The sequence below is a fragment of the Kribbella sp. VKM Ac-2571 genome, from assembly GCF_004362255.1.
Taxonomy (GTDB): Bacteria; Actinomycetota; Actinomycetes; order Propionibacteriales; family Kribbellaceae; genus Kribbella; species Kribbella pratensis.
The window spans coordinates 215,140-234,917 of the sequence record NZ_SNWS01000008.1 but is presented as its reverse complement, the minus strand read 5'-3'; the positions used below and the strand labels follow the sequence as shown (position 1 = coordinate 234,917).

Sequence of the window (19,778 nt, the reverse complement as noted above, 5' to 3'; positions counted from 1 at the left end):
CGTTCTCAAGTCGTCATCCACAGCCGCGCCGACACCGATTGGGACCTGACGCCCGCACGTCGTACCGTGTGAGGTGATGGTTGCACAGAGTAGGCGAGCGATGCGTTCCTGGGCGCTCTGGACCCTGACGGTCCCGGCGTTCGCCGTTGTCGTGCTCGTCGACCTGGCCGCGATCGGGTACGGCGTGCACGCGTTCACCGACCGTCCGACCTGGCGCGGGCTGGACGTCGTGTTCGCGCTGACCGTGTCCGCGCTGATCTCCGTCGAGGGCGCGCGCCGGGTGGAGAGCCGGCGGCGGCGCGGCGGCGCACTGCACAAGGACTTCGCCCCGGCGTGGATGATCGCCGCGGCGCTCATCCTGCATCCGGCACTGGCGATCCTGGTCGCAGTACTGCTGCGGATCTGGTGGCGGATCCGAGCCGGCAAGTGCATCCCGTACCGCTGGGCCTTCTCGACCGCGGTCCACGTCCTCGCGGTCGGTGCCGCGCACGCGGTCTTCGTCTCCGCGCGTGGCCTGACCAGCGACAGCGGCCTCGGCCTGGTCGTGTCGATGGCCGCCGGCGCGATCGCGTACGTCGTGACCGACACCCTCCTGTGCGGCCTCGCGATCTCGCTGATCATCCCGGGCAGCAACCGCCGCGAGACAGTCGGCGGGCTGGACGATCTGTGCACCGACGCGACCGCCGCCACCTTCGGCTGCCTGCTCGCGGCGGCCTGCCTGATCAGCCCGTGGTTCGCGTTCGTCGCGATCCCGATCACGCTGACCGCGCAGCGCGCGCTGCTCCTCGGCCAGTTGGAGACCGAGGCCCAGACCGACCCGAAGACCAGCCTGACCCGGGTCGACTGGTGGCGCCGCCGGACCGAGCAGATGCTGCGCACCTCGCGGAACCAGCACGAGTCGATGGCGGTGCTGCTGATCGACATCGACCACTTCAAGCAGGTCAACGACCGGCACGGGCACCTGGTCGGCGACGAGGCGCTGCGCGCGGTCGCGACGATCCTGCGCAGCGCGATCCGGGCGAAGGACGTGATCGGCCGGTTCGGCGGCGAGGAGTTCGTGATCGCGCTCCCGGACACCGGCCTCGACGAGGCGACGGTGACCGCCGACCGGCTCCGCAACGCGGTCGCCAACAGCCCGCTGGCCGCGATGTGCGCCGGCGTACTCGACGCCCCGGACCTGGACCCGGACACCTTCCGCCTGACCGTCAGCATCGGCGTCGCGGTGTACCCGAACGACGGGGCGACCGTCGACGATCTGCTGCTCCGCGCCGACCGCGCGATGTACGCCGCGAAGGACGCCGGCCGGAACCGGGTCCGCCTGGCCGCCGACACCGTCCCGCTGCCCCGGCTGACCGCGTCGAGGCAATTCTCGGAACAGACAGAACCTTTGGCGCCCGCTCCGCGTCCTGTGAGGTGAGGACGGCAGGACGGAGCGCACATGGCGGCAACGGGGAGTCGTGACGACGACTTCACGGCGTTCGTGCTGGCCAGATCCGCGCGGTTGGTGCACTTCGCGCGGGTGCTCTGTGGTGACGCCGGCCTCGCCGAGGATCTTGTGCAGACCGCGCTCGAGAAGGCGTACCTGCGCTGGGACCGGATCGAGATGGCGGACCCGTTCGCGTACGTCCGGCAGGCGGTGGTCAACCAGCACCTGTCCTGGGTACGGCGCCGGCCGTGGCGTGAGCGTCCCAGTGGCGACGCGGCGGAGCTCGACCTACTCCTCGAAGCGGCCGTCGATCCGAGTGGTGGGGTCCACCGGCGAGTGGCGGTCGGGGCCGCGCTGGCCACGCTGAGCCGGCGCGAGCGAGCAGTCGTCGTCCTGCGGTACGTCGAGGACCTCACCGAACGCGAGACCGCGGCGGTTCTCGGAGTGGCGATCGGGACGGTGAAGAGCGCGAACGCGCGGGCCCTGGACAAGCTGCGGGCCGCGCCGGAGCTGAGCGGCGTGGGGGAGCGAACATGAACGACGAGCGCGGGACGCCGGCCGAGGAGCGGCTCCGGGTCGTGCTGGCACCGGACGATTCCATCGCGCCACTCGATCCGGCGCGGGTGATTGCTGGTGCCCGTCGGCGGCGGGTCCGGGGGCGGGTCGCTGCGGCCGGGGCCTCGGTTGCGGTCGTCGTCGTGATTGCGGTCGCGGGAATCGCGGGCAGTGGTCAGCTGCGGGGCGAGGTACCGCAGCCGGCGAACCCTGGTCCGTCGCCGACTGTTCGGACCCCGACTCCGACTCCGACGCGCGCGACTCCGACCAGACCTGAGCCGACGCCGACGATGCCGCCCAGCGTGTGGCCGACCGGGCTGCCCACGGCGCGACCTACGAGGACTCCGTCGCTGACCACGCCCGTCACACCGCCGCGGCGTTCTCCGTCGGGGTTGCCCACGTCGACGCGCGCTCCACGCTGAACAGAACCTTTCGCGACCCGGCCGCGTCCTTCAGCCCGACCGAACATCAAAAAGGTGCGGAGGGCAACAATGGACGAGGTAGGCCGGAAGCGGCGGATGACCCGGATACTGCTGGGCGGGCTCGCGGCCGCGGCGGTGGTGGGCGTCGCAGTCGCCGGTACGGCGATGGCACGCAGCGGCAACTCAGCCGCCGACACCACCGCCCAAGGCGGCCCAACCGCCGCAACCCCCTCGCAGGCCACTCCAACGGCAGCCACCCCAAGCGCAGCTACCCCAAGCGCAGCGGCCACCCCGACCCGCTCACCATCGTCACGGCCGGTCTCCCCGACCCTCCCGCCAACCCCGTCTCCCACCTGCCGCCCAACGGCAACGCGCCCGCCGACCGCGACCCCGAGCTTCCCGCCGACCGTAGCCCCAACGCGTCCGCCGAGGGCGACGCCGAGTCTCCCGCCGACTGCGGCGCCGACTCGTCGGCCGGTTCCTACGCCGACTCGCTCGCCGAGGGATTCTTCCTGCGCGACGCCGACGGTCTCGCCGACGCGGCCGCCTGTGCCGCGGGCGACTCCGACGCGGTCTCCGCGTGCGGTGCGGCCGACGCCGACGCTACCGGGTACGCCGTCTGTCGCGCCGACCCGCTGGTCTGAGCCGACGGCGACTCCGACGCAGCCGTCGCGCGGTAAGTAGGGGCGGACCTCAGCCACTCACCAAGGGGACGGCCGCACGCTCACCGAGGAGTCGGTGGGCGTGCGGCCGTGGTGTTGGTGAGTGGCGGACGTTCAGCAGGCGCCGAAGCTGCCCGCCGAGATCCACGCCTTCGCGACGTACATGCCGGCGTTGACCCGCAGCCACACATTGCTCGTGCCCTGCGACCCGGTGACGCTCTCCCCGGTGGTCTGGCACTCGACAGTGACCTGAGCCGACTTGCCGGCCATCCCAACGACCGCGCCGGTCGAGTTCGGCGCGTTCCGCACGTTCAGATACCCGGACGAGATGGACACCGTCCCGCGCCCGCCGTCGCCGGTCCACAGGTACGTGACGTCGACCCACGAGTTGTCGGCCAGCTTGAGCGCGTCCCAGAACACGCCGTCCGCGAGGTCGATCCCCGCCGGGTTTGCGACCGTCCGGCCGAACTGGTCCTTCCCGCCGTTGTACCCGCTCTGGTACGCCGCTTGCGCCTCGGGCTTGCCCTGCGGCAGGTCCTTCCACATCTCGCGGGTCGCGCTCGGGTTCCAGTAGTCGTCCTTGGTGTTCCACGGTCCGACGTCCCACACCGGCTCGAACGCGCAGCGGGAGGCGGTGCAGACCTTCACCGAGTACGTGCCGGATCCGGCACTCGACAGACCGCGCCGTGACGGCAGGGCGACGAAGTGGTCCCGGCTCACGATCACGTGGCCGTTGGCCGTCGTACCGCCCACCAGACCTTCACGCGTGGCGAAGACGTGCGACTTGAGCGGTGCCGCTTGGATCGTCATCCGCGGTACGGCGGTCTGGTCGGTGGGCTGGACCGTAACGTCGCCGACCCACGGGCTCGCGCCGGTCGACGGTGCGCTGACGATGATGCGGACCTGGACCTGGTCGCTCGCGCCGGGCAGCGCAATCGGCGTACCGGCCTTGGCAGCTGTCCACTCGGACCACCTGTTGTCGACCCACGACCGTACGTCGACCTCCGCCGACGAACCGTCCGGCGTACCTGAGGTGTAGCCGACGACAACGGCCGACGTGGGATCCGCGAACCGGACCGGTGTGAGTTCGGCCAGGCCGGAGCGTTGCTTGATCTCGGTGGATCCGATCGCGGCCGGCGCGTCGCCGAGGAGGATGCGGCTGCCGTCGACCTTGACGTTGCTGGATCCGGCGACGGGTCGGGCCGCGACCGAGACGGGGTCAGGGGTTGCGGCGGTGCTGGGCAAGGTTGCCGTAAAGATCGCGGCGGTCATCGCCAGACAGGCGGTGAGCGCGGTTGTACGGGTGATACGCATGGGCGGAACCTCCGGGGCGGTGAAGGCTTGAGCACCCAATGTGACTCACAAACACCTCTTCTGCATAGCCCGTGAATAAATTTCTCGTGACTAGGCAGAACCCGATCGATCACCCAGCGGGTTTGGACCGGTGTGACAGAGGCTGAGGAGAATCGATGACCCGGACCGCGGACGCCGACTTCGAGCGATTCGTCGTGGCGCAGTCGACCCCCTTGCTCCGCTTCGCGGAGATGCTGTGCGGCGATCGGCACACCGCCGAGGATCTGGTGCAGCAGGCGTTGATGCGGTCCTACCCGAAGTGGCACCGGCTGGAGGGCGACCCGTTGCGGTACGTCCGGCGGGTGCTGGTCAACCGATTCCTCTCCCAGGCCCGCCGGCGCTGGAACAACGAAGTACCCAGCGATCCGGTGCAGAACGACTGGGACCAGCGAGCGGTGGCGGACTTCGCCGGGGCGGTCCAGACCAGGGAGGCCGTGCTCTCGGCCCTCAGTGGTCTGACCGTCCGGGAGAGAGCCGTGGTCGCGCTGCGCTACTCGCAGGATCTCTCCGAGGCCGAGACCGCCGAACTGCTCGGCATGGCGGCCGGGACCGTGAAGAGCACGGCCTCCCGGGCGCTGGCCAAGTTGCGTCTGGCACCCGACCTGATCGATACCGGAGTTGGAGGAAACTGATGAGTGACGAGCAGCGGGTACACGACGCGCTCACGTACGAGATGGAGCCGTGGCAGCCGGACGCCGGCGACCTGATGCGGCGCGGCAAGCGGCTGAGCTGGCTGCGCCGGGGACTGGCCGCGGCGGGTGTCACCGCACTGGCCGGAACCGTTGCGACGGTGTCCGCCGCGGTCGGCGGACCGGCCCTGCCGGTGAAGAACCTGCTGGCCGGTGGCGGAAAGCCTCCGGTGCCGGCGGTGATTCCGGCCGATACGCCGACGGCGCCGTCGGTGGACCCGACGTGCCTGCCGCAGAAGCCGGAGAAGCCGCAGCTGCCCAAGGTGACGGTCTCGGTGAACAAGACCATCGACCCGAACAACCCGCAGAAGCCGGCGGTCCCGGGCAAGCCTGGTCTCCCGTCGCTGCCTGGTAAGCCGCAGGTGCCGACGACGAAGCCGACGCTGCCGACGGGCAAGCCGAGCCTTCCCACCACGAAGCCGAGCTGGCCGACGGGCAAGCCGAGCCTCCCGACGTCGAAGCCGAGCTTGCCGGGTAAGCCGACCGTGCCGACCACCAAGCCGACTCTTCCGAGCTTGCCGACGGTGCCGACGAGCAAGCCGTCGCTGCCCGGGAAGCCCACCCTGCCGAGCGTCCCGACCGCCAAGCCGTCGCTTCCGACGACGAAGCCGAGCCTTCCGACCACGGTTCCTTCGGCCAAGCCGGTCCCGACGCCGACGCTGCCGGACTGTGTGAACGGCGTACCGACCGCGAAGCCGAGTGTGCCGACGAGCAAGCCGACCCTGCCGACGGTGCCGGGCAAGCCGACCACCAAGCCGACTGCGTCGCTGCCGACGGTCACGGTCTCCGGTGGCGTGGAGGTGACCGTCGACCCGGGCAAGCAGCAGACCGCCGAGCCGACGCTCCCGAGCAAGCCGTCGATTCCGACGACCAAGCCGACGTTCCCCACCCCGTCCGAGAAGCCCAGCATCCCGACGCCGAGCTTCCCGACAACCTTCCCCACCGGCCACCCCTCCACCAGCCGGTAGGGCACCCCGCCACCGGCGAGTAGGTCACGCAGCGCTACTCGCCGGTGGCACCATCTACCAGCTCGCGGGCCACGTCCAGGTGGCCCGCGTGCCGTGCGTATTCCTGTAGGACGTGGAACAGGATCCAGTTCAGCGTCGGTCGGTCGTCAGGCCCGAAGCGGCCGCCGGCAGCCGCGACCGTTGCCGGATCCTCGCCGGCGACCACGCTCCGGGTGAACTCGCCGCCCGCGTGCAGTTGGGCCAGCAGGCTTTCCAGGGTGTCGTCAGGTTCGAGGGTCCAGGGGCTGTCCGGATCGTCCGCGGAGTCGCCCCACGGGTGATCGACGGCCTCACCGGTGAAGCCCCAGCGCAGCCAGCGTCGCTCCATGAAGACCAGGTGCTTCAGTAGCTCCAGCGGCGCCCATCCCGACGGCAGCCGGCTGTTGCGCAGCTCGGTGTCGCTGAGCCCGACGAGCTTCTTCTCGATGATTTCTCGGTAGCGATCGAGGTACTGCAGATGCAGCTCGATCGTGTCGGCGAGGTCGCGCGGGGGCTTCACGACAGCGCCCGCAGATAGTCGGCGGTTGCGTCGTCGGCCGGGTAGAAGGACTCGATCATGAGCTCCGACACCGTGACGTCGAGCGGTGTGCCGAAGGTAGCGATGGTGGTCAGGAGCGACAGTTCGCGGCCGTCGTGAGCGAGGTTGAACGGTACGACGACCTCGGCCGGCCCGGGTGGTGCCGGTTTGTCGTCGACGGCGTACCCGCGAAGTTCGTCGTACAGGTCCTGGAGTTCGGGGTCCGCGGTGCCGGCGACCTGGCGTTGCAGGCTCGCGAGCGCGGCGGCGCGGACCTCGGCGATGTTGGCGATCCGCCGGGCCAGGCCGTCCGGGTGCAGGGTCAGGCGGAGCGCGTTGATCGGTGCCTGCAGCAACTTCTCGTCGACGTCCGTGGTGAAGATCGCGATCCCGGCGTTCGCCTCGACGATGTTCCACCAGCGGTCGACGACCAGCGCCGGGTACGGCTCGTGGGCCTTCAGCAGGCGACGCAGCGTCGTACGGATCGCGAGCATCGACGGCGAGTGCAGCGACGCCTCGCTGTAGACCGGAGCGAACCCGCCCGCCAGCAGCAACTGGTTGCGGTCCCGCAGTGGTACGTCGAGATGCTCGGCCAGCCGCATCACCATCTCGCGACTCGGGTTCGACCGCCCGGTCTCCACGAAACTCACGTGCCGGGTGGACACCTCGACCCGGTTCGCCAGTTCGAGCTGGCTGAGCCGCCGGCGCTCCCGCCAGCCGCGCAGAAGCTCACCGACAGGGCGCTGGAACGTCTCCTCGATCGTCGCTGCCATGCTCCGACCGTAGCGGGTGGCCCTCGACCTGACATAGACACCGCCATTACCTCTGACGTCATCGACGGTACGCCGGACCTGGCGGCAAGGTTCTGGTCATCGCAACCGATCGAGGAGGAAACACCATGAACGCAACGACTCTCGCCGACCAGTACTTCGCGATGTGGAACGCCGCCGACGCCGACCACCGCGCCGAGCTCATCGCCGGGACCTGGACCGCGGACGCGACCTTCCAGGACCCGAGCTTCGAGACCACCGGCCACGACGAGCTGAACAAACTGGTCGGCGCCGCGCAGCACATGTTCCCGGGCCTGTCGTTCGTCCGGATCGGCGACATCGACGAGCACCACAACTACCTGCGCTGGACCTGGCACCTGAAGGCCGAGGGACAGGAGCCGGTCGCCGGCGGCACCGACATCGTCGTACTCGACGCGGACGGGAAGATCCGGCAGCTCATCGGCTTCCACGACTTCGCCCCGGAGCACTGAGGCACATCAATTCGGTGGAATGTGCTCGCCGCACCTGCGCAGGATGGAACATGCTCACCACCGAAGAGCTGGATGTTTTCGAGCGCGACGGGATCGTGAAGATCCCGTCCGCGTTCACCTCCGACGAGGCCGCGGGGATGCGGGACGTGCTCTGGTACGAGCTGTCCGCTCGGCATGCCATGGATCGCGAGGACCGTTCGACCTGGACGCCGTTGCGACCGACGGGTTTGAAGACCACCAAGTTCGATCGGCGCGCGCACGCGATCCTCGGTCCGCGGGTGCGGTCGGCGCTCGACGGGCTGCTCGGCGAATGGGTCGAGCCGAAGCATCAGGGCCAGGTGCTGGTCACGATGCCGGAGGGCGTGCCGTGGGCGGTGCCGCATCGGCAGTGGCACACGGACGTCGGTTTCGAGAGCGAGACCGGGGCGGTGAAGATCTGGGCGTTGTACGGCGATATCGAGCCGGGCGGTGGCGGGACTCCGCAGGTCGCGGGCTCGCACAAGGTGATCGAGCGCTTCTTGACCACGACCGACGAGCGCGAGTTCAAGGCGGTTCGCGATCAGGTGCTGCGGTCGGATCCGTGGTTCCGAAACCTGACGTCGGAGCAGCGCACGGTGGACCCGATGGAGCCGGCCGACCTCGACGGACTGCCGGTCCGCGTCGTCGAGCTCACCGGTCAGGCCGGCGACGTGTACCTGACGCATCCGTGGATCCTGCACTCGATCGCGCCGAACGCGGCCGACACTCCCCGGATGATGCGCAGCCGGTTCATCTGGAAAGCTCAGTGACCAATCGCGCGCACCGCACCGGGTCCTCGGTGAGGCCGACGGACAGTCCCCAGAGCCAGTAGTCGACGGTTCGCCAGATCACCCAGTCGCGCGCTCGGTCCCGGTCGAGACCCGCTTCCCGGACCGCGATGTCGAAGTACCGGACGATGTCGTCCATCTTGTCGAGGTCCCACCACAGGACCCGGCCGAGGTCGTACTCGATGTCCCCGCGGAACAGCACAGGGTCGACGGCCAGCCACTCCTCACGTTGCCCGGCGAGCACCTGACCGGAGTGGAAGTCGCCATTGACCGCGAGCGTCGAGGTGGTCTCGGACGGCGCGACGTCGAGCGCCTCGCGCAGGATCGCGGCGTCGAACGGGCGGCCGAGTCGCTCCCACTCCGGCTCCAGTTGCGCCGATCGCTTGGTCACGATGTCGGCGGTCGACCGTGCGTCGGCCGGAGCCGGTACGGCGAGTCTGCGCATCAGTTGCCCGAGTACGGCGACCGCCTCGTCGACGGGCCGGCTGGTCAACGGTGTGGACAACCGCTCCAGCAACATCGCGCCGGCCTCGACGTCGACGTCGTACAGCTGGGCCATGCCCCGACCTGCCCACCAACGGAGCGCCCAGGTCTGCTCGGTCACCTCCGCTCCGGGCGGCGACATCCGCAGTACGAACTCCTCGCCGCCCCGCGCGACCGGTACGACGACCGCGTTCGACCCGTGTGCAACCGCTCCCACGACCGTCAGATCCCACCGCCCGCACTGCCGCTCGACCGCCATCGGCAGCTCCCGCAACCACTCCCCGCCCTCGGTCCACCACCGCGGCATCCGCAGAAACTCCTCAGGCAACTCGATCACCCGGTCACCGTAGCGGGGCAACCCGGGGCATTCATCCGATTTGGAAATGCCCTCCCCGGCGGCGGGATCGAGGATCATGATGTTGGGCATGGGCGGAGAGGTTGACCAGGACGGGTTGCAGTTCGACGCGGGAGTTTCCCGGCAGATCGAAGCGGTCTACACCACGTCGGACGTGGTCGAGCAGCGTCGGGCGGTGCGGGCGGCACTGGCGTTGCGGCCCGGCGACCGGGTGCTGGACGTCGGTTTCGGGCCGGGGCTACTGGCCGCTGAGATGGCCGGCGAGGTGGGACCGAACGGGCGGATCTGCGGGATCGACGTCAGCGAGAGCATGCTGGCGATCGCCCGGACCCGCGCCGAGGTCCCCGGCGGACCGCCCCTCGAGCTCGAACTCGGCTCGGTCGCGCGGATCCCGCACCCCGCGGAGAGCTTCGACGTGGTGGTCTCCACCCAGGTCTTCGAGTACGTCGACGACGTCGCGGCCGCACTGGACGAGGTACGGCGGGTGCTCCGGCCGGCGGGTCGCGTCGTACTGCTGGACACGGACTGGGGTTCGGTGGTGTGGCGATCCAGTGACGACGAGCGGATGGCCCGCGTACTGACCGCGTTCGAGGATCACTTGGCGGATCCGCATCTGCCCCGGAGGCTGGCCGACGTACTGGCGAAGACCGGTTTCACGCCGACGCATCAGCAGGTGGTGCCGATCCTCAACACGGCGTACGACCAGCGCACGTACAGCGGCGGACTGATCGACATCGTCTCGGATTTCGTCCCCGGTCATGCCGGCGTGACGGAGGAGGAGGCGCTTGCCTGGGCGGACGATCTGCGCGGTCTCGGCGCGAGCTACTTCTTCAGCCTGAACAGGTACTTGTTCGTCGCGTCGGCGCTTTGAACTTTCCGGACCTCGGCGGGCGCATCCTGGGAGAGACACACCCGCCGGGCCGGTCGTTCTCCCGCCCCTCAGTGGGAGAACTCGCGGCTCGGTGAACACCACCCATGCCCGAATGGCACTGACCGAACCGCGGGACCACCTACAGGTACCCCACTTCGCGGGCCCGCACACACCCCGGCACGCGATCCGGTCGGAAAACTTCACGTTCCTCAAACCTTCGCCCGTCGTAGCTGACCTGACAGCGGCCTAGGCTGGTTCGCGATTTTCGCGGTGCGCGGACACCAAGGGGGAAGGAACAGCAATGCGGGAAGTGTTCGACGACGAGTTGACCGAAGAGCGGCTGGACGAGTTGGAGGCGCTCGGCGCGGCCGAGGACGCGGAGCGGATCCTCGGGTCCGGGTCCGGTGGAAAAGATGCCTGAGGCAAGGATTTCCTGGCGCGGCTTCACGATGAACAGGCGCACCGTGGCGATGGCCGAGGCCGCGGAGCGGCTGTACCACTCGAAGTTCGCGATCCTGCAGGGGTCGTACAACGCCGGCGGCGTGGACGCCTCGGCCGGTACCCACGACGGCGGTGGCGCGGTCGACGTCGACGTACGGACGAAGAGCGCCGCGCAGCGGGTCGCCGTGGTGAAGGCACTGCGGCAGGTCGGGTTCGCTGCCTGGTTGCGGACGCCCGCGCAGGGCAACTGGCCGTACCACGTGCACGCGATCGCGGTCGGCGACAAGGACCTGTCCCGCGGCGCCGCGCACCAGGTGGCGGAGTACCACCGGAAGCGGAACGGGCTGGCCGATCGCGGTCCGGACGACGGACCTCCCGGGTACTACGGGATGACCTGGGAGCTCTACCTGAAGGCGCACCCGCCGAAGGAGCCCGTGCCGGACTCGACGATCTCGCTGGCCGCGATGGAGTACGCGCGCACGCACGACGCGATGACCGGCGTGTGGGGCGCGGACCGGGCCCGGGTGATCGCCTGGGCGGCACACCCGCGGGTCGGTGCGATCACGAAGGCCGAGACGGTGCCGGCGGCCGGCGTACCGTGGCACCTGCATTTCCAGCGGGTGATCCGGAAGGTGCAGCTGCACTTCAAGCTCGAGGTGACCGGGATCTTCAACACCTCCGTGGCCAACGCGATGAAGCGCTACGGCTACACGATCGTGGCTTGAGCATGGACAAGGCCCCACCGGTAGCAGCCGGTGGGGCCTTGGTGGTCCACTACCGCCCGGGCATCCCCGGTGCAGCTGTGGAGGTGGAGAGCGGAACCGACGCCGATGCAGGGGTCAAGACGTCAGCTCCGCTTGCCTGTGTGGAGTTATCTCGAGTCGGCCGCCCAGACGTGCGCCTGGTGGAACTCGAGGTGCTGCCGCATCGCCGCCGGAGTACCGCCGCTGCTGCCGAACCCGAGGTGGCTCATGGTCGGTACGACCACAGCGTGGACCTCGGACCGCTTCACCTCGTCGAGCAGTGCGTGGAACGCCGCCGACTCGGCCGCATCGCGCTCGGTGTAGACGGTCCCGAGGGTGAACCCCTCGGCGCTGGCGAAGGCGACGAGTGAATCGGTCGCCGCGGCCAGCTCCTCCGCGCAGCTCAGCGCGTCGGCCCGTACGTACCCGAGCAGCGTCGGCCGGGTAGTCATCGCTCTGCGTCCACCAGCACCGGCTCGCTCGTCACCCGGAGGGACGCGAACCGGCGGCGCATGGCTTCCTCGTACTGCACTGCCTGCTCCGCCATGGCGGTGTGATCCGCGATCGGGTGAGCGCCGAACCAGACCCGCACGCGACGGTGCGTTGTGGGGGTCTCCAGCGTCTCGGTCATCGCAGTTCCTTCGGCAGTCTAGGTCGTAGGCCGAACGGCTTTGTCCGGCGTTGAGATAAAGAACACCTCACTGGTGGGCACCTTCGGAACAGTTTGGTAGGGACCTTTACAGAGGCCTAACGCAGAGTAGGGAAACCCTACGAACGCGCAGGTCAACGCCCTCTCAGCCGGATCGTCAGGCGGGCCGGAAACTCTGTCAAGAATGGTTGCAGCTATTTGCAGATAACGATTCGGCGTCGCGAATTGTTCGACGGGCAAAGAAATGTGGATGTCCTGCTAACTGTTTGCATTGGCGCGCTCACGCACCGGAATGCATGCCGTCACAACACCGAGCACAGCGGCCGCCAGGGGTACTGCGAGCCCGGTGCGGAATCCGCCGGCAGTCAGTTCGTCGCCCGCCGCCAGGACTGCCGCCACCGCGGCCAGCCCGAGTGCGGACCCGAACTGGAACGACGTCGTCAGTACGCCGCTCGCCAGCCCCTGCTCTTCCTCGGCGACCCGCTCGGTCGCGGCGATCGTCAACGGCCCATAGGCAAGCGCGAAGGCAAGCCCGAGCAGCAGGAACGCCGGAAGCATGGCCGCGAACGTCGTTCCCAGCGGCAGGAACGCTGTGTAGGCGAAGGCGGCGAGCACGAATCCGCCGAAGACCACGTGGCCGTTGCCGAATCGGGTCACCAGCCACGGCGTGAGGGTCGGGGCGAGTACGGCGTCGATGCCGATCACCATCAGGGCCAGTCCGGTCTCCAACTCGGACCAGCCACGCAATTCCTGCAGGTAGAGCACCGCGATGAACTGGAATCCGACGAATGATCCGACCAGCAGGATCGCGCCGAAATTTGCCCGGATCAGGGCGGCGTTCCGCAAGAGTCCGAGCCTGATCAACGGCGCGTCGACCCGCCGCTCGATCGTCACGAAGGCCCCGAGCAACACGAGCCCGGCGGCAGCGGTTGCCACTGTCTGTGCCGCCGGTATGTCGGGCGCCCGCACTACGGTTGCCACCAGCAACAACATCGATCCGGTCAGGGCGACGGCACCGGCCAGGTCGAAGCCTCCGCGGTGCGCGGTCGGCGCGGTTTCCCGGGGGATCAGCGCGACGGCGCCGGCCAGGATGGCGGCCGAGACGATCACCGGCGCGAAGAAGACCCATCGCCAGTCGATCGCGGTGAGCAGTCCGCCCGTGACCATGCCCAGCGAGAAGCCTCCGGCCGCGGTTCCGGCGTACACCAGCAAAGCCTTGTTGCGTTGCGGTCCCTCCGGGTAGGTCGTGGTGATGATCGACAGGCCGGCCGGGGTCATGAACGCGGCCGCGATCCCGGTGACGAAGCGGGCCAGGATCAGGACCCAGCCCTCGGTGGCGAACCCGCCGAGGCCGCTGAACAGCAGGAACACCACCAGCCAGCCGACGAACATTCGGCGCCGGCCGAGCAGGTCGGCGGCGCGACCGCCGAGCAGCACGAATCCGCCGTAGCTGAGGGCGTAGGCGCTGACGACCCATTGCAGTTCGCCGGTGGTCAGGCCGAGCTCGGCGCGGATGGACGGCAGCGCGACGCCCATCATCGAGACGTCGATGCCTTCCAGGAAGATCGCGCCGCAGAGGACGAACAGAACGGCCCAGGCGCGGCCGGTCAGCCGCTCCGGGGTGACGGTTGATGACACGTGAGACTCCCTCTCATGGTTACCTCTTGTAACTGACCCCATCATCAGGAACCATGAGGGATTGTGGAAGAAGGCACTTCAGAGGAACCGAGTCACTCGTGCTGCACCGAGGACGCGTTCCAGTGGGACACGCGAGAGGACTGCGACGTACGCCAGATCCTGGACCGGATCGGCGACAAGTGGTCCCTGCTGGTGATCGCGCTGCTGGACAACCGCTGCATGCGGTTCACCGAGCTGAAGAAGACGATCGACGGCATCAGTCAGCGGATGCTCACGGTGACGCTGCGCCAGCTGGAACGGGACGGCCTGGTCAACCGGACCGTGTACCCGGTCGTGCCGCCGCGCGTCGACTACGAGCTCACCGCGCTCGGCGTCACGTTGCACGCGACGATCCAGTCACTCGTCACGTGGACCGAGACGCATCAGTCGGAGATCGCCACTGCACGGGCCAGGTACGACGCGCTCAGCTCCTCGTGAAACCTGCTGGATGCCTTGGTACGACGAGCAGCGTGAGCCCTGCGGCGCAGACAGCAAGTCCCGCGATGACGTTGAGCGTGACCGGCAGACCGAGCGCAATCGTCGTCGCGGGCGCGGCCAGTGCGCCGATCAGCAGTGCGAGTGAGTCGGCGGCGAAGAAGATCGCGCTCACGCTCGCGAGCACTTCCCGTGCGGCGGCGCGCTGGATGGTGGTCTGGGCAGTAATGAGGAGGATGCTGCCGGGGAGGCCGATGAGGGCCGCGCCGATGATCGCGATCGGGATGTTCGGGGCGTTGAAGAGTCCGAAGTACGCCGCGGCGGTGGCGAGTTGGGTCAGGGTGAGGAGTTCGCGGACTCCCAGGAGGCGGGCGGCTTTCGTGCTCAGGGCGGCGCCGATGAGGTAACCGGCGCCGAGGCCGGAGATCAGGTAGCCGACGACGTACCCGGGCGCTTGCAGGCGGTTGACGGTGAACGGTACGAGGAGTGCGGTCAGGCCGGCGTTCGCGGTGAGGAAGACCGTCTGGCCGACGAGGATGCCGCGCAAGGCGCGGTGCCGGATCGTGGCGCGGAATCCTTCGAGCGGTCGTGGCGGTGCGCCCGTGGTCGAGTGGCGGCGGGTGCGGACCGTCGCGATGGTTGCTGCTGACAACAAGTAGCTGACGATGTCGACGGCGAGCACGAACTTGATCCCGGGGCCGGCCAGCAACAGCGCGCCGAGCGGTGGTGCGGCCAGGCGGATCGCGCTGCTGGTGACGGCGTTGATCGCGTTCGCTTTGGCCAGTTCCTTGCCGGTTCCGACCACGGCCGGGAGCAATGCGCGGGCGGCCGGACGGAAGACCGTCGTCGCGGTGTTCTCGAGGAGGATCGCGAGGTAGATCGGCCAGACGTGGTCGCGGTCGGCGAACAGGATCAGTCCGACCGCCGCCGCGCTGACGAGATCGGCGATCCACATCGCCCGCGCGAGGTTCCAACGGTCCAGCAGTACGCCGGCCCATGGGCCGATGAGGAGCGCAGGAAGGGCCTCCAACGCCAAGGTCAGCCCGGTTGCCACCGCCGACCCGGTCAGCGCGAACACGTGGAACGGGATCGCGACCACCAGGAGCCAGGACCCGATCCCTGAGATCGCGCCGCTGAACCAGAGCCGCCGGAAGTCCCTCACGCCGCCGGAATCTATCTTGTCGAGATAGACAACGGCAAGAATGTTCTGTGAAGATAGGTCATATGGAGCTTGGTGACGTCCTGCGCGATCGGCGGAAGGCGGCCGGGCGGACGATCGCGTCGGTCGCCGTCGACGCCGGCCTGTCCGTGCCGTACATCGCGAACCTGGAGAACGGGCGCGGAAATCCCACGATCGCCGCGCTGGACCGGCTCGCCACTGCGCTCGGGGCGCGGCTCGACGTACGCATCGGCGACGAGCCTCCTTCACCGTCACCGTCGGTCGGCGCCGAACTGGTGGCGGGCTCCGAGCGGGTCGACAAGATTCTCGCCGGGGTGGCCGGTGGGAGGTCGCGGGCCGCCACCCGGCGCGAGTTGATCGCGACTCTCGACGCGCTCGCCGTACTGCTGGGCCGTCCGCCGGGGCCCGCTGACCTGAGCCGGCTTCTCGATCTGGTCCAGCTCGCGTGACCCGTTCGCGCTGTCTCGTTCGCGCTGTCTCGGTCGCGCTGGTTTATCGAGGGGTCGTAGGGTCCTGGGTATGGAGATCGGTGCGCGGATCGCCGCGGCTCAACTGACCGGAGCCGCACGATCGAAACGACAGGTGGTCGCCGGGCCCCTCGCCGGTCTGCTGCACGACAAGGACGACTGGTACTTGTCCGGCCTGCTCGCGGCCGAACCTGGCCAGCCGTTCTCGCCGGACGACCTCCCGTGGGCGCTCGACACGATCCGCCAAGCGTTCGCGGCCGAAGGTCGCTGGCTGAGCGCGGAACTGGTCGAGGAGGCGAACCCCGGTCTCGCCGAGGCGCTCGCGGCGAACGGGATGACGCTCGTGTCTCGCCTGCCGCTGCTCGTCGTCTCACCGGCCGAGTTGGTCGTTCCAGAACTCCCGTCCGGCGTGACCGTGCGGGTCGTGGCGTCGGACGAGGATCAAGAGGTCGCGAACGCGGTGTCGGCGGAGGCGTACGAGATGGATACCGCCGGCTCCGCGTTCAAGCCGGATCCTCTTGATGGTGGAGCAGTTCTTGTGTATGCCGACGACGTACCGGTCGCGACTGCAGCGTGGACCGCGGTCGCCGACGAGGTGTCCGAGGTTGCTGGGGTCGGGACGGTTCACAGTCATCGACGGCGCGGGTTCGGTGGCATCGCGACGGCGTACGCGACGTTGAAAGCGTGCGAAATGGCCGGGGTGACGCTCGCTTGGCTGACACCGGGGGACGACGGCGCGGACCGGGTGTACCGGCGCCTGGGATACGGGCCCAAGGCAACGGCTGTGCACCTTGGCGATCCTGGTGGTCATCTGGCCGACTTGCGCTGATCATGACGGTGCGGGCGGAGATTGTCGCCGAGGACGGCTCGGGGTGGCTCCGGCTTTGCGAGGGCCTGTCCGATGAGCAGGTGGGTCGGCTTGTCGAGCTTTGGGTGGGGGAGGCCGTGCCGCCGCGGGCGTCTGTTGAGCGTCTGTTGGCCGGCGACAGGAGTGTGTTCGGTGGGGTGCGGTTGATCGATGCCGGAGCGCGGGTCGATCCGGGGTGCTGCCTGCTGCTGGAGGACTGGCGCAGTTGGGTCGGGGTCGAGAGCGGCGGTTGGCCGGACGTCGGGCACGACGGTCCATGGCTGGAACGCGACGCTCTCGGGCTGACGATCTGGCCTCGCGGTGCGGAGGACTGGCGTTCGGAACCGGTGCGCGAAGGCCGGCCGGTGCGGGTCCTGTACGGCGAGGTGCCTGAACTGCGCCGCTCGCTCCAGACCGACCTCCTCGGCTTCCGCGACAGCCTCCGACGCTGGGCCAACACCCACTGCCCCGACCGCGCCGCTGCCCTGGTCGCGCACGCCGACCACGTCTTCGCAATCACCGCCCCGGCCTAGTTGACTCCCTGCTTACACGTTTCCTGGCACGCCGATCATGTGATGTTTCCCCTTGTGGATAAGGGAAAACAGCCTGGCAGTTCACCTCCACGAGATATAGAATCGAACGCATGTTCGAGGTAGATCTGGAGTCGCTCGCGACCCGTGACCTGCTGGAGCGGGCCGCCGAATGCCGCGCCGTCGCCAGCCGGGCCGACGCGCGGTTGCTGGAATGCGCCCAGACCTACGCCGACCGCTTCCACCCCTCGACCTGTCACCCCCGCCCGACTCGCCGCGCCCACGACGGCCGCGAACGCGCCGTCGTGCTGGGCGGTGACGGCTGCCCAGAAATCGCCGAGTTCGCGATCGCCGAATTCGCCGTCGTCCTCGGTGTCTCGCCCGGCGTCGGCCGCGACCTGCTTGCTGATGCGTTGGCGTTGCGGCACCGGTTCCCGCGCACCTGGACCCGCATCCAGGCCGGCGAAGCCATTCCCTGGAAAGCCCGCCAGATCGCCCGGGCCTGTCAGAGCCTCGACCACGCCGCCGCGGAGTATGTCGACCGCAAGGTCGCCGCGATCATCGACACCATCTCCCCGTACCGGCTGGAAAAGATCGTCCGCGCCGCCCGCAACCACGCCGACCCCACCCGCGCCGCCGCCGAAGCGGCCGAGGCCGCCGACGACCGCGGCGTCTACGTCGGCCGCGGTGACGGCCACGGCAACAAAACCCTCTACATCAAAGCCCCCGCCGCAGCCGTCAACCGCTGCAACGCCACCATCACCGACATCGCCGAAGCACTGAAGAAGTTCGGCGACGCCCGCCCCGTCCAGCACCGCCGCGCCGACGCCATCGACATCCTCTCCGACCCCCGCTTCACCCAAGAACTCCTCGAACAAGCCCGCCAGCAACCCCACCCAACCCCGCGCGACACCCCACCAACCATCCCCACCAAACCCCAGCCAGACCCCAACTACCAACCGCCCACCAACCACGAACCGCACACCCTCACAACTCCCGACAACCCAACGACGCCGAAGGACGCGGCGGCGCAGGACAACCCGGTGGTGCAGCATCCACTGGTGCGGAACGACGCGGTAGCGCAGCACGAAGCGGCGGTGCCGAACGGTGCGGTGGTGCATGGCAACCCGGCGGTGCAGGACAGCCCAGCGGTGCAGGACAACGCGGTGGGGCATGGCAACCCGGCGGTGCAGGACAGCCCAGCGGTGCAGGACAACGCGGTGGGGCATGGCAACCCGGCGGTGCAGGACAGCCAAGCGGTGCAGGACAGCCAAGCGGTGCAGGACAACGCGGTGGCGCCCAAGCCAGCGGACTCGCTCGAGCCACCGGGCTCTCTCGAGCCACCGGGCTCTCTCGAACGTCCGGGGTCGTTCGAACCACTGGACGTGCCGGGGTCGCTCGATCTGGTGGAGCCGGCGGGTCCGCTGGACGATCCGTGGCTGGAAGCCGCAGCGCCGTACGACCCCGACCCACCAACCGACCCGTTCGACCGACGGACGCCAGCCGAAGTTGCCCCCGTTCGCGACGAACCCGGCGATGGTCAGGCGATGGATGCTGCCGCGCTGCGGTCACTCCGCGCCCGGCTCGCGCAGATCAAACAGGACGCCTACGCCAACCCGAGCTACCTCATTCACCCGAGCTACCCCAACCACCCCAACGCCCAGAGCGGTCAGCCCGAACCAGGCGGTCCGCATGGCCTAGGCAGTTCAGGCGACCCGGGCAGTTCAGATGACTCGGGCACCTCAGGCGAGCCCGCGCGCCCAGAGACTCCAGCGGGACCGGTCGGCGGGACCAAGGAACAGCTGCGCCCGGGGATGGCGCGGGCAGGACGGGCACGTGCAGGACAGGTACGGGCAGGACAGGCGCGTCCGGGGCAGACCGAGGTGGTCGTGCATCTCACCGACCACACCCTGGCCACCGGAACTGGCGTGCTGCGTGCCGAAACCATCGGACCGCTGCTCGCGACTCAATTGGCCGAGGTCATCGGCTACGGTCCCTACACCGTCAAGCCGGTGATCGACCTGAACGATGCGGTCAGCGTCGACGCGTACGAGATTCCCACCCGCATCCGCGAACGCGTCAAACTCATCCACCCAGCCGAACTCTTCCCGTACGGCACCCGCGAAACCACCAACACCATCGACCTCGACCACATCGAGCCGTACGACCCTCACGGGCCCACCGGGCAGACGAGCACCACGAATCTCGCGCCTCTCGGCCGCTTCGGGCACCGGGTGAAGACCCACGCCCGCGGCTGGACCGTCCACCGCGTCGACTACAAGACGCTCGAATGGACCACACCCCACGGCTTCACCTTCCACGTCGACCCCACCGGCACCCACCGAGTCGACCCACCCGAGTCGCCGCGTCCCACCTGAGTCACCCGCGCCGACGCGGACAAC

At 69.1% G+C, this 19,778-nt stretch carries 22 protein-coding genes; 14 read left to right on the top strand and 8 right to left on the bottom strand.

The window, feature by feature from the left end; all coding sequences use genetic code 11:
- Nucleotides 1-100: 100 nt before the first annotated feature.
- The 3 genes from EV651_RS19585 (at nt 101) to EV651_RS19575 (ending at nt 3,047) form a co-directional block, all read left to right on the top strand.
- Nucleotides 101-1,417 carry a diguanylate cyclase gene (locus EV651_RS19585; protein WP_238157074.1) on the top strand — a complete coding sequence of 439 codons (1,317 nt, stop codon included), beginning with the start codon at nt 101-103 and terminating at the stop codon, nt 1,415-1,417.
- Between the two features lie 21 nt (nt 1,418-1,438).
- Complete coding sequence (locus EV651_RS19580; RefSeq protein ID WP_133786630.1) at nt 1,439-1,963, top strand: SigE family RNA polymerase sigma factor; 525 nt, start codon at nt 1,439-1,441, stop codon at nt 1,961-1,963.
- A gap of 322 nt (nt 1,964-2,285) precedes the next feature.
- On the top strand, nt 2,286-3,047 hold the full coding sequence (locus EV651_RS19575) for a hypothetical protein (protein WP_133786629.1): 762 nt from the start codon (nt 2,286-2,288) through the stop codon (nt 3,045-3,047).
- Nucleotides 3,048-3,179: 132 nt separating this feature from the next.
- Here EV651_RS19575 and EV651_RS19570 read toward each other — a convergent pair whose 3' ends face one another.
- Nucleotides 3,180-4,379, bottom strand: a complete 1,200-nt coding sequence (locus tag EV651_RS19570) for a hypothetical protein (protein WP_133786628.1) — start codon at nt 4,377-4,379, stop codon at nt 3,180-3,182.
- A 155-nt stretch (nt 4,380-4,534) separates the two neighbouring features.
- Between EV651_RS19570 and EV651_RS19565 the strand changes: the two genes are divergently transcribed.
- Entirely contained in the window at nt 4,535-5,050 is a 516-nt protein-coding gene (locus EV651_RS19565) for a SigE family RNA polymerase sigma factor (protein ID WP_130386848.1), read from the top strand.
- Complete coding sequence (locus EV651_RS19560) at nt 5,050-6,075, top strand: hypothetical protein (RefSeq protein WP_133786627.1); 1,026 nt, start codon at nt 5,050-5,052, stop codon at nt 6,073-6,075. Before EV651_RS19565 ends, EV651_RS19560 begins: the two co-directional genes overlap by 1 nt.
- A gap of 34 nt (nt 6,076-6,109) precedes the next feature.
- Here the strand turns inward: EV651_RS19560 and EV651_RS19555 are convergent, their stop codons facing one another.
- Both EV651_RS19555 and EV651_RS19550 read right to left on the bottom strand, forming a co-directional pair.
- Nucleotides 6,110-6,613, bottom strand: a complete 504-nt coding sequence (locus EV651_RS19555) for a DinB family protein (protein ID WP_133786626.1) — start codon at nt 6,611-6,613, stop codon at nt 6,110-6,112.
- Entirely contained in the window at nt 6,610-7,404 is a 795-nt protein-coding gene (locus tag EV651_RS19550; protein WP_133786625.1) for a helix-turn-helix domain-containing protein, read from the bottom strand. Before EV651_RS19550 ends, EV651_RS19555 begins: the two co-directional genes overlap by 4 nt.
- 125 nt (nt 7,405-7,529) lie before the next feature.
- On the opposite strand from EV651_RS19550, the gene EV651_RS19545 reads away from it, so the two are divergent.
- Both EV651_RS19545 and EV651_RS19540 read left to right on the top strand, forming a co-directional pair.
- The gene (locus EV651_RS19545) at nt 7,530-7,892 is read left to right on the top strand and encodes a nuclear transport factor 2 family protein (protein WP_133786624.1); all 363 of its coding nucleotides are present in this window, start codon (nt 7,530-7,532) and stop codon (nt 7,890-7,892) included.
- Nucleotides 7,893-7,942: 50 nt separating this feature from the next.
- Nucleotides 7,943-8,680 carry a phytanoyl-CoA dioxygenase family protein gene (locus tag EV651_RS19540; RefSeq protein WP_133786623.1) on the top strand — a complete coding sequence of 246 codons (738 nt, stop codon included), beginning with the start codon at nt 7,943-7,945 and terminating at the stop codon, nt 8,678-8,680.
- Here the strand turns inward: EV651_RS19540 and EV651_RS19535 are convergent.
- Nucleotides 8,661-9,518, bottom strand: coding sequence for an aminoglycoside phosphotransferase family protein (locus EV651_RS19535; protein ID WP_133786622.1), 858 nt, complete (start codon nt 9,516-9,518; stop codon nt 8,661-8,663). The two genes, EV651_RS19540 and EV651_RS19535, sit on opposite strands and share 20 nt — an antisense overlap.
- An 88-nt stretch (nt 9,519-9,606) precedes the next feature.
- Here EV651_RS19535 and EV651_RS19530 point away from each other — a divergent pair, with 88 nt between their 5' ends.
- Together EV651_RS19530 and EV651_RS19525 are read left to right on the top strand one after the other, a co-directional pair.
- Nucleotides 9,607-10,407, top strand: a complete 801-nt coding sequence (locus EV651_RS19530; RefSeq protein ID WP_133786621.1) for a methyltransferase domain-containing protein — start codon at nt 9,607-9,609, stop codon at nt 10,405-10,407.
- 413 nt (nt 10,408-10,820) lie between these two features.
- The gene (locus EV651_RS19525) at nt 10,821-11,573 is read left to right on the top strand and encodes a hypothetical protein (protein ID WP_133786620.1); all 753 of its coding nucleotides are present in this window, start codon (nt 10,821-10,823) and stop codon (nt 11,571-11,573) included.
- A gap of 146 nt (nt 11,574-11,719) precedes the next feature.
- On the opposite strand, the gene EV651_RS19520 is transcribed toward EV651_RS19525, so the two are convergent.
- The 3 genes from EV651_RS19520 to EV651_RS19510 all read right to left on the bottom strand — a co-directional run bounded on the left by EV651_RS19520 (nt 11,720) and on the right by EV651_RS19510 (nt 13,878).
- Entirely contained in the window at nt 11,720-12,043 is a 324-nt protein-coding gene (locus EV651_RS19520; protein ID WP_133786619.1) for a hypothetical protein, read from the bottom strand.
- A complete protein-coding gene (locus tag EV651_RS19515; RefSeq protein WP_130386859.1) occupies nt 12,040-12,222 on the bottom strand; it encodes a hypothetical protein in 183 nt (60 codons plus the stop codon). The genes EV651_RS19520 and EV651_RS19515 overlap by 4 nt, the downstream gene beginning before the upstream one ends.
- A gap of 276 nt (nt 12,223-12,498) precedes the next feature.
- Nucleotides 12,499-13,878: an MFS transporter gene (locus EV651_RS19510; protein WP_202870401.1), complete on the bottom strand. Its 1,380-nt coding sequence runs from the start codon at nt 13,876-13,878 to the stop codon at nt 12,499-12,501.
- 63 nt (nt 13,879-13,941) lie between these two features.
- Between EV651_RS19510 and EV651_RS19505 the strand changes: the two genes are divergently transcribed.
- Entirely contained in the window at nt 13,942-14,355 is a 414-nt protein-coding gene (locus tag EV651_RS19505) for a helix-turn-helix domain-containing protein (protein ID WP_133786618.1), read from the top strand.
- Here EV651_RS19505 and EV651_RS19500 read toward each other — a convergent pair.
- Nucleotides 14,342-15,514 carry an MFS transporter gene (locus EV651_RS19500; RefSeq protein ID WP_166658663.1) on the bottom strand — a complete coding sequence of 391 codons (1,173 nt, stop codon included), beginning with the start codon at nt 15,512-15,514 and terminating at the stop codon, nt 14,342-14,344. The two genes, EV651_RS19505 and EV651_RS19500, sit on opposite strands and share 14 nt — an antisense overlap.
- Nucleotides 15,515-15,576: 62 nt before the next feature.
- Between EV651_RS19500 and EV651_RS19495 the strand changes: the two genes are divergently transcribed.
- The 4 genes from EV651_RS19495 to EV651_RS19480 all read left to right on the top strand — a co-directional run bounded on the left by EV651_RS19495 (nt 15,577) and on the right by EV651_RS19480 (nt 19,754).
- A complete protein-coding gene (locus EV651_RS19495; protein ID WP_133786616.1) occupies nt 15,577-15,981 on the top strand; it encodes a helix-turn-helix domain-containing protein in 405 nt (134 codons plus the stop codon).
- 70 nt (nt 15,982-16,051) lie between these two features.
- Complete coding sequence (locus tag EV651_RS19490; protein WP_133786615.1) at nt 16,052-16,828, top strand: GNAT family N-acetyltransferase; 777 nt, start codon at nt 16,052-16,054, stop codon at nt 16,826-16,828.
- 176 nt (nt 16,829-17,004) lie between these two features.
- The gene (locus EV651_RS19485; protein ID WP_133786614.1) at nt 17,005-17,379 is read left to right on the top strand and encodes a hypothetical protein; all 375 of its coding nucleotides are present in this window, start codon (nt 17,005-17,007) and stop codon (nt 17,377-17,379) included.
- 110 nt (nt 17,380-17,489) lie between these two features.
- Complete coding sequence (locus tag EV651_RS19480; RefSeq protein ID WP_133786613.1) at nt 17,490-19,754, top strand: hypothetical protein; 2,265 nt, start codon at nt 17,490-17,492, stop codon at nt 19,752-19,754.
- Nucleotides 19,755-19,778 lie beyond the last annotated feature (24 nt).

Coding starts and splice junctions, on each gene's coding strand:
- EV651_RS19540 (WP_133786623.1), top strand. CDS start 7,943: ATGCTCACCACCGAAGAGCTGGATGTTTTCGAGCGCGACGGGATCGTG.
- EV651_RS19515 (WP_130386859.1), bottom strand. CDS start 12,222: ATGACCGAGACGCTGGAGACCCCCACAACGCACCGTCGCGTGCGGGTC.
- EV651_RS19565 (WP_130386848.1), top strand. CDS start 4,535: ATGACCCGGACCGCGGACGCCGACTTCGAGCGATTCGTCGTGGCGCAG.
- EV651_RS19550 (WP_133786625.1), bottom strand. CDS start 7,404: ATGGCAGCGACGATCGAGGAGACGTTCCAGCGCCCTGTCGGTGAGCTT.
- EV651_RS19480 (WP_133786613.1), top strand. CDS start 17,490: ATGTTCGAGGTAGATCTGGAGTCGCTCGCGACCCGTGACCTGCTGGAG.
- EV651_RS19495 (WP_133786616.1), top strand. CDS start 15,577: ATGGAGCTTGGTGACGTCCTGCGCGATCGGCGGAAGGCGGCCGGGCGG.
- EV651_RS19560 (WP_133786627.1), top strand. CDS start 5,050: ATGAGTGACGAGCAGCGGGTACACGACGCGCTCACGTACGAGATGGAG.
- EV651_RS19570 (WP_133786628.1), bottom strand. CDS start 4,379: ATGCGTATCACCCGTACAACCGCGCTCACCGCCTGTCTGGCGATGACC.
- EV651_RS19545 (WP_133786624.1), top strand. CDS start 7,530: ATGAACGCAACGACTCTCGCCGACCAGTACTTCGCGATGTGGAACGCC.
- EV651_RS19520 (WP_133786619.1), bottom strand. CDS start 12,043: ATGACTACCCGGCCGACGCTGCTCGGGTACGTACGGGCCGACGCGCTG.
- EV651_RS19525 (WP_133786620.1), top strand. CDS start 10,821: ATGCCTGAGGCAAGGATTTCCTGGCGCGGCTTCACGATGAACAGGCGC.
- EV651_RS19580 (WP_133786630.1), top strand. CDS start 1,439: ATGGCGGCAACGGGGAGTCGTGACGACGACTTCACGGCGTTCGTGCTG.
- EV651_RS19490 (WP_133786615.1), top strand. CDS start 16,052: ATGGAGATCGGTGCGCGGATCGCCGCGGCTCAACTGACCGGAGCCGCA.
- EV651_RS19585 (WP_238157074.1), top strand. CDS start 101: ATGCGTTCCTGGGCGCTCTGGACCCTGACGGTCCCGGCGTTCGCCGTT.
- EV651_RS19530 (WP_133786621.1), top strand. CDS start 9,607: ATGGGCGGAGAGGTTGACCAGGACGGGTTGCAGTTCGACGCGGGAGTT.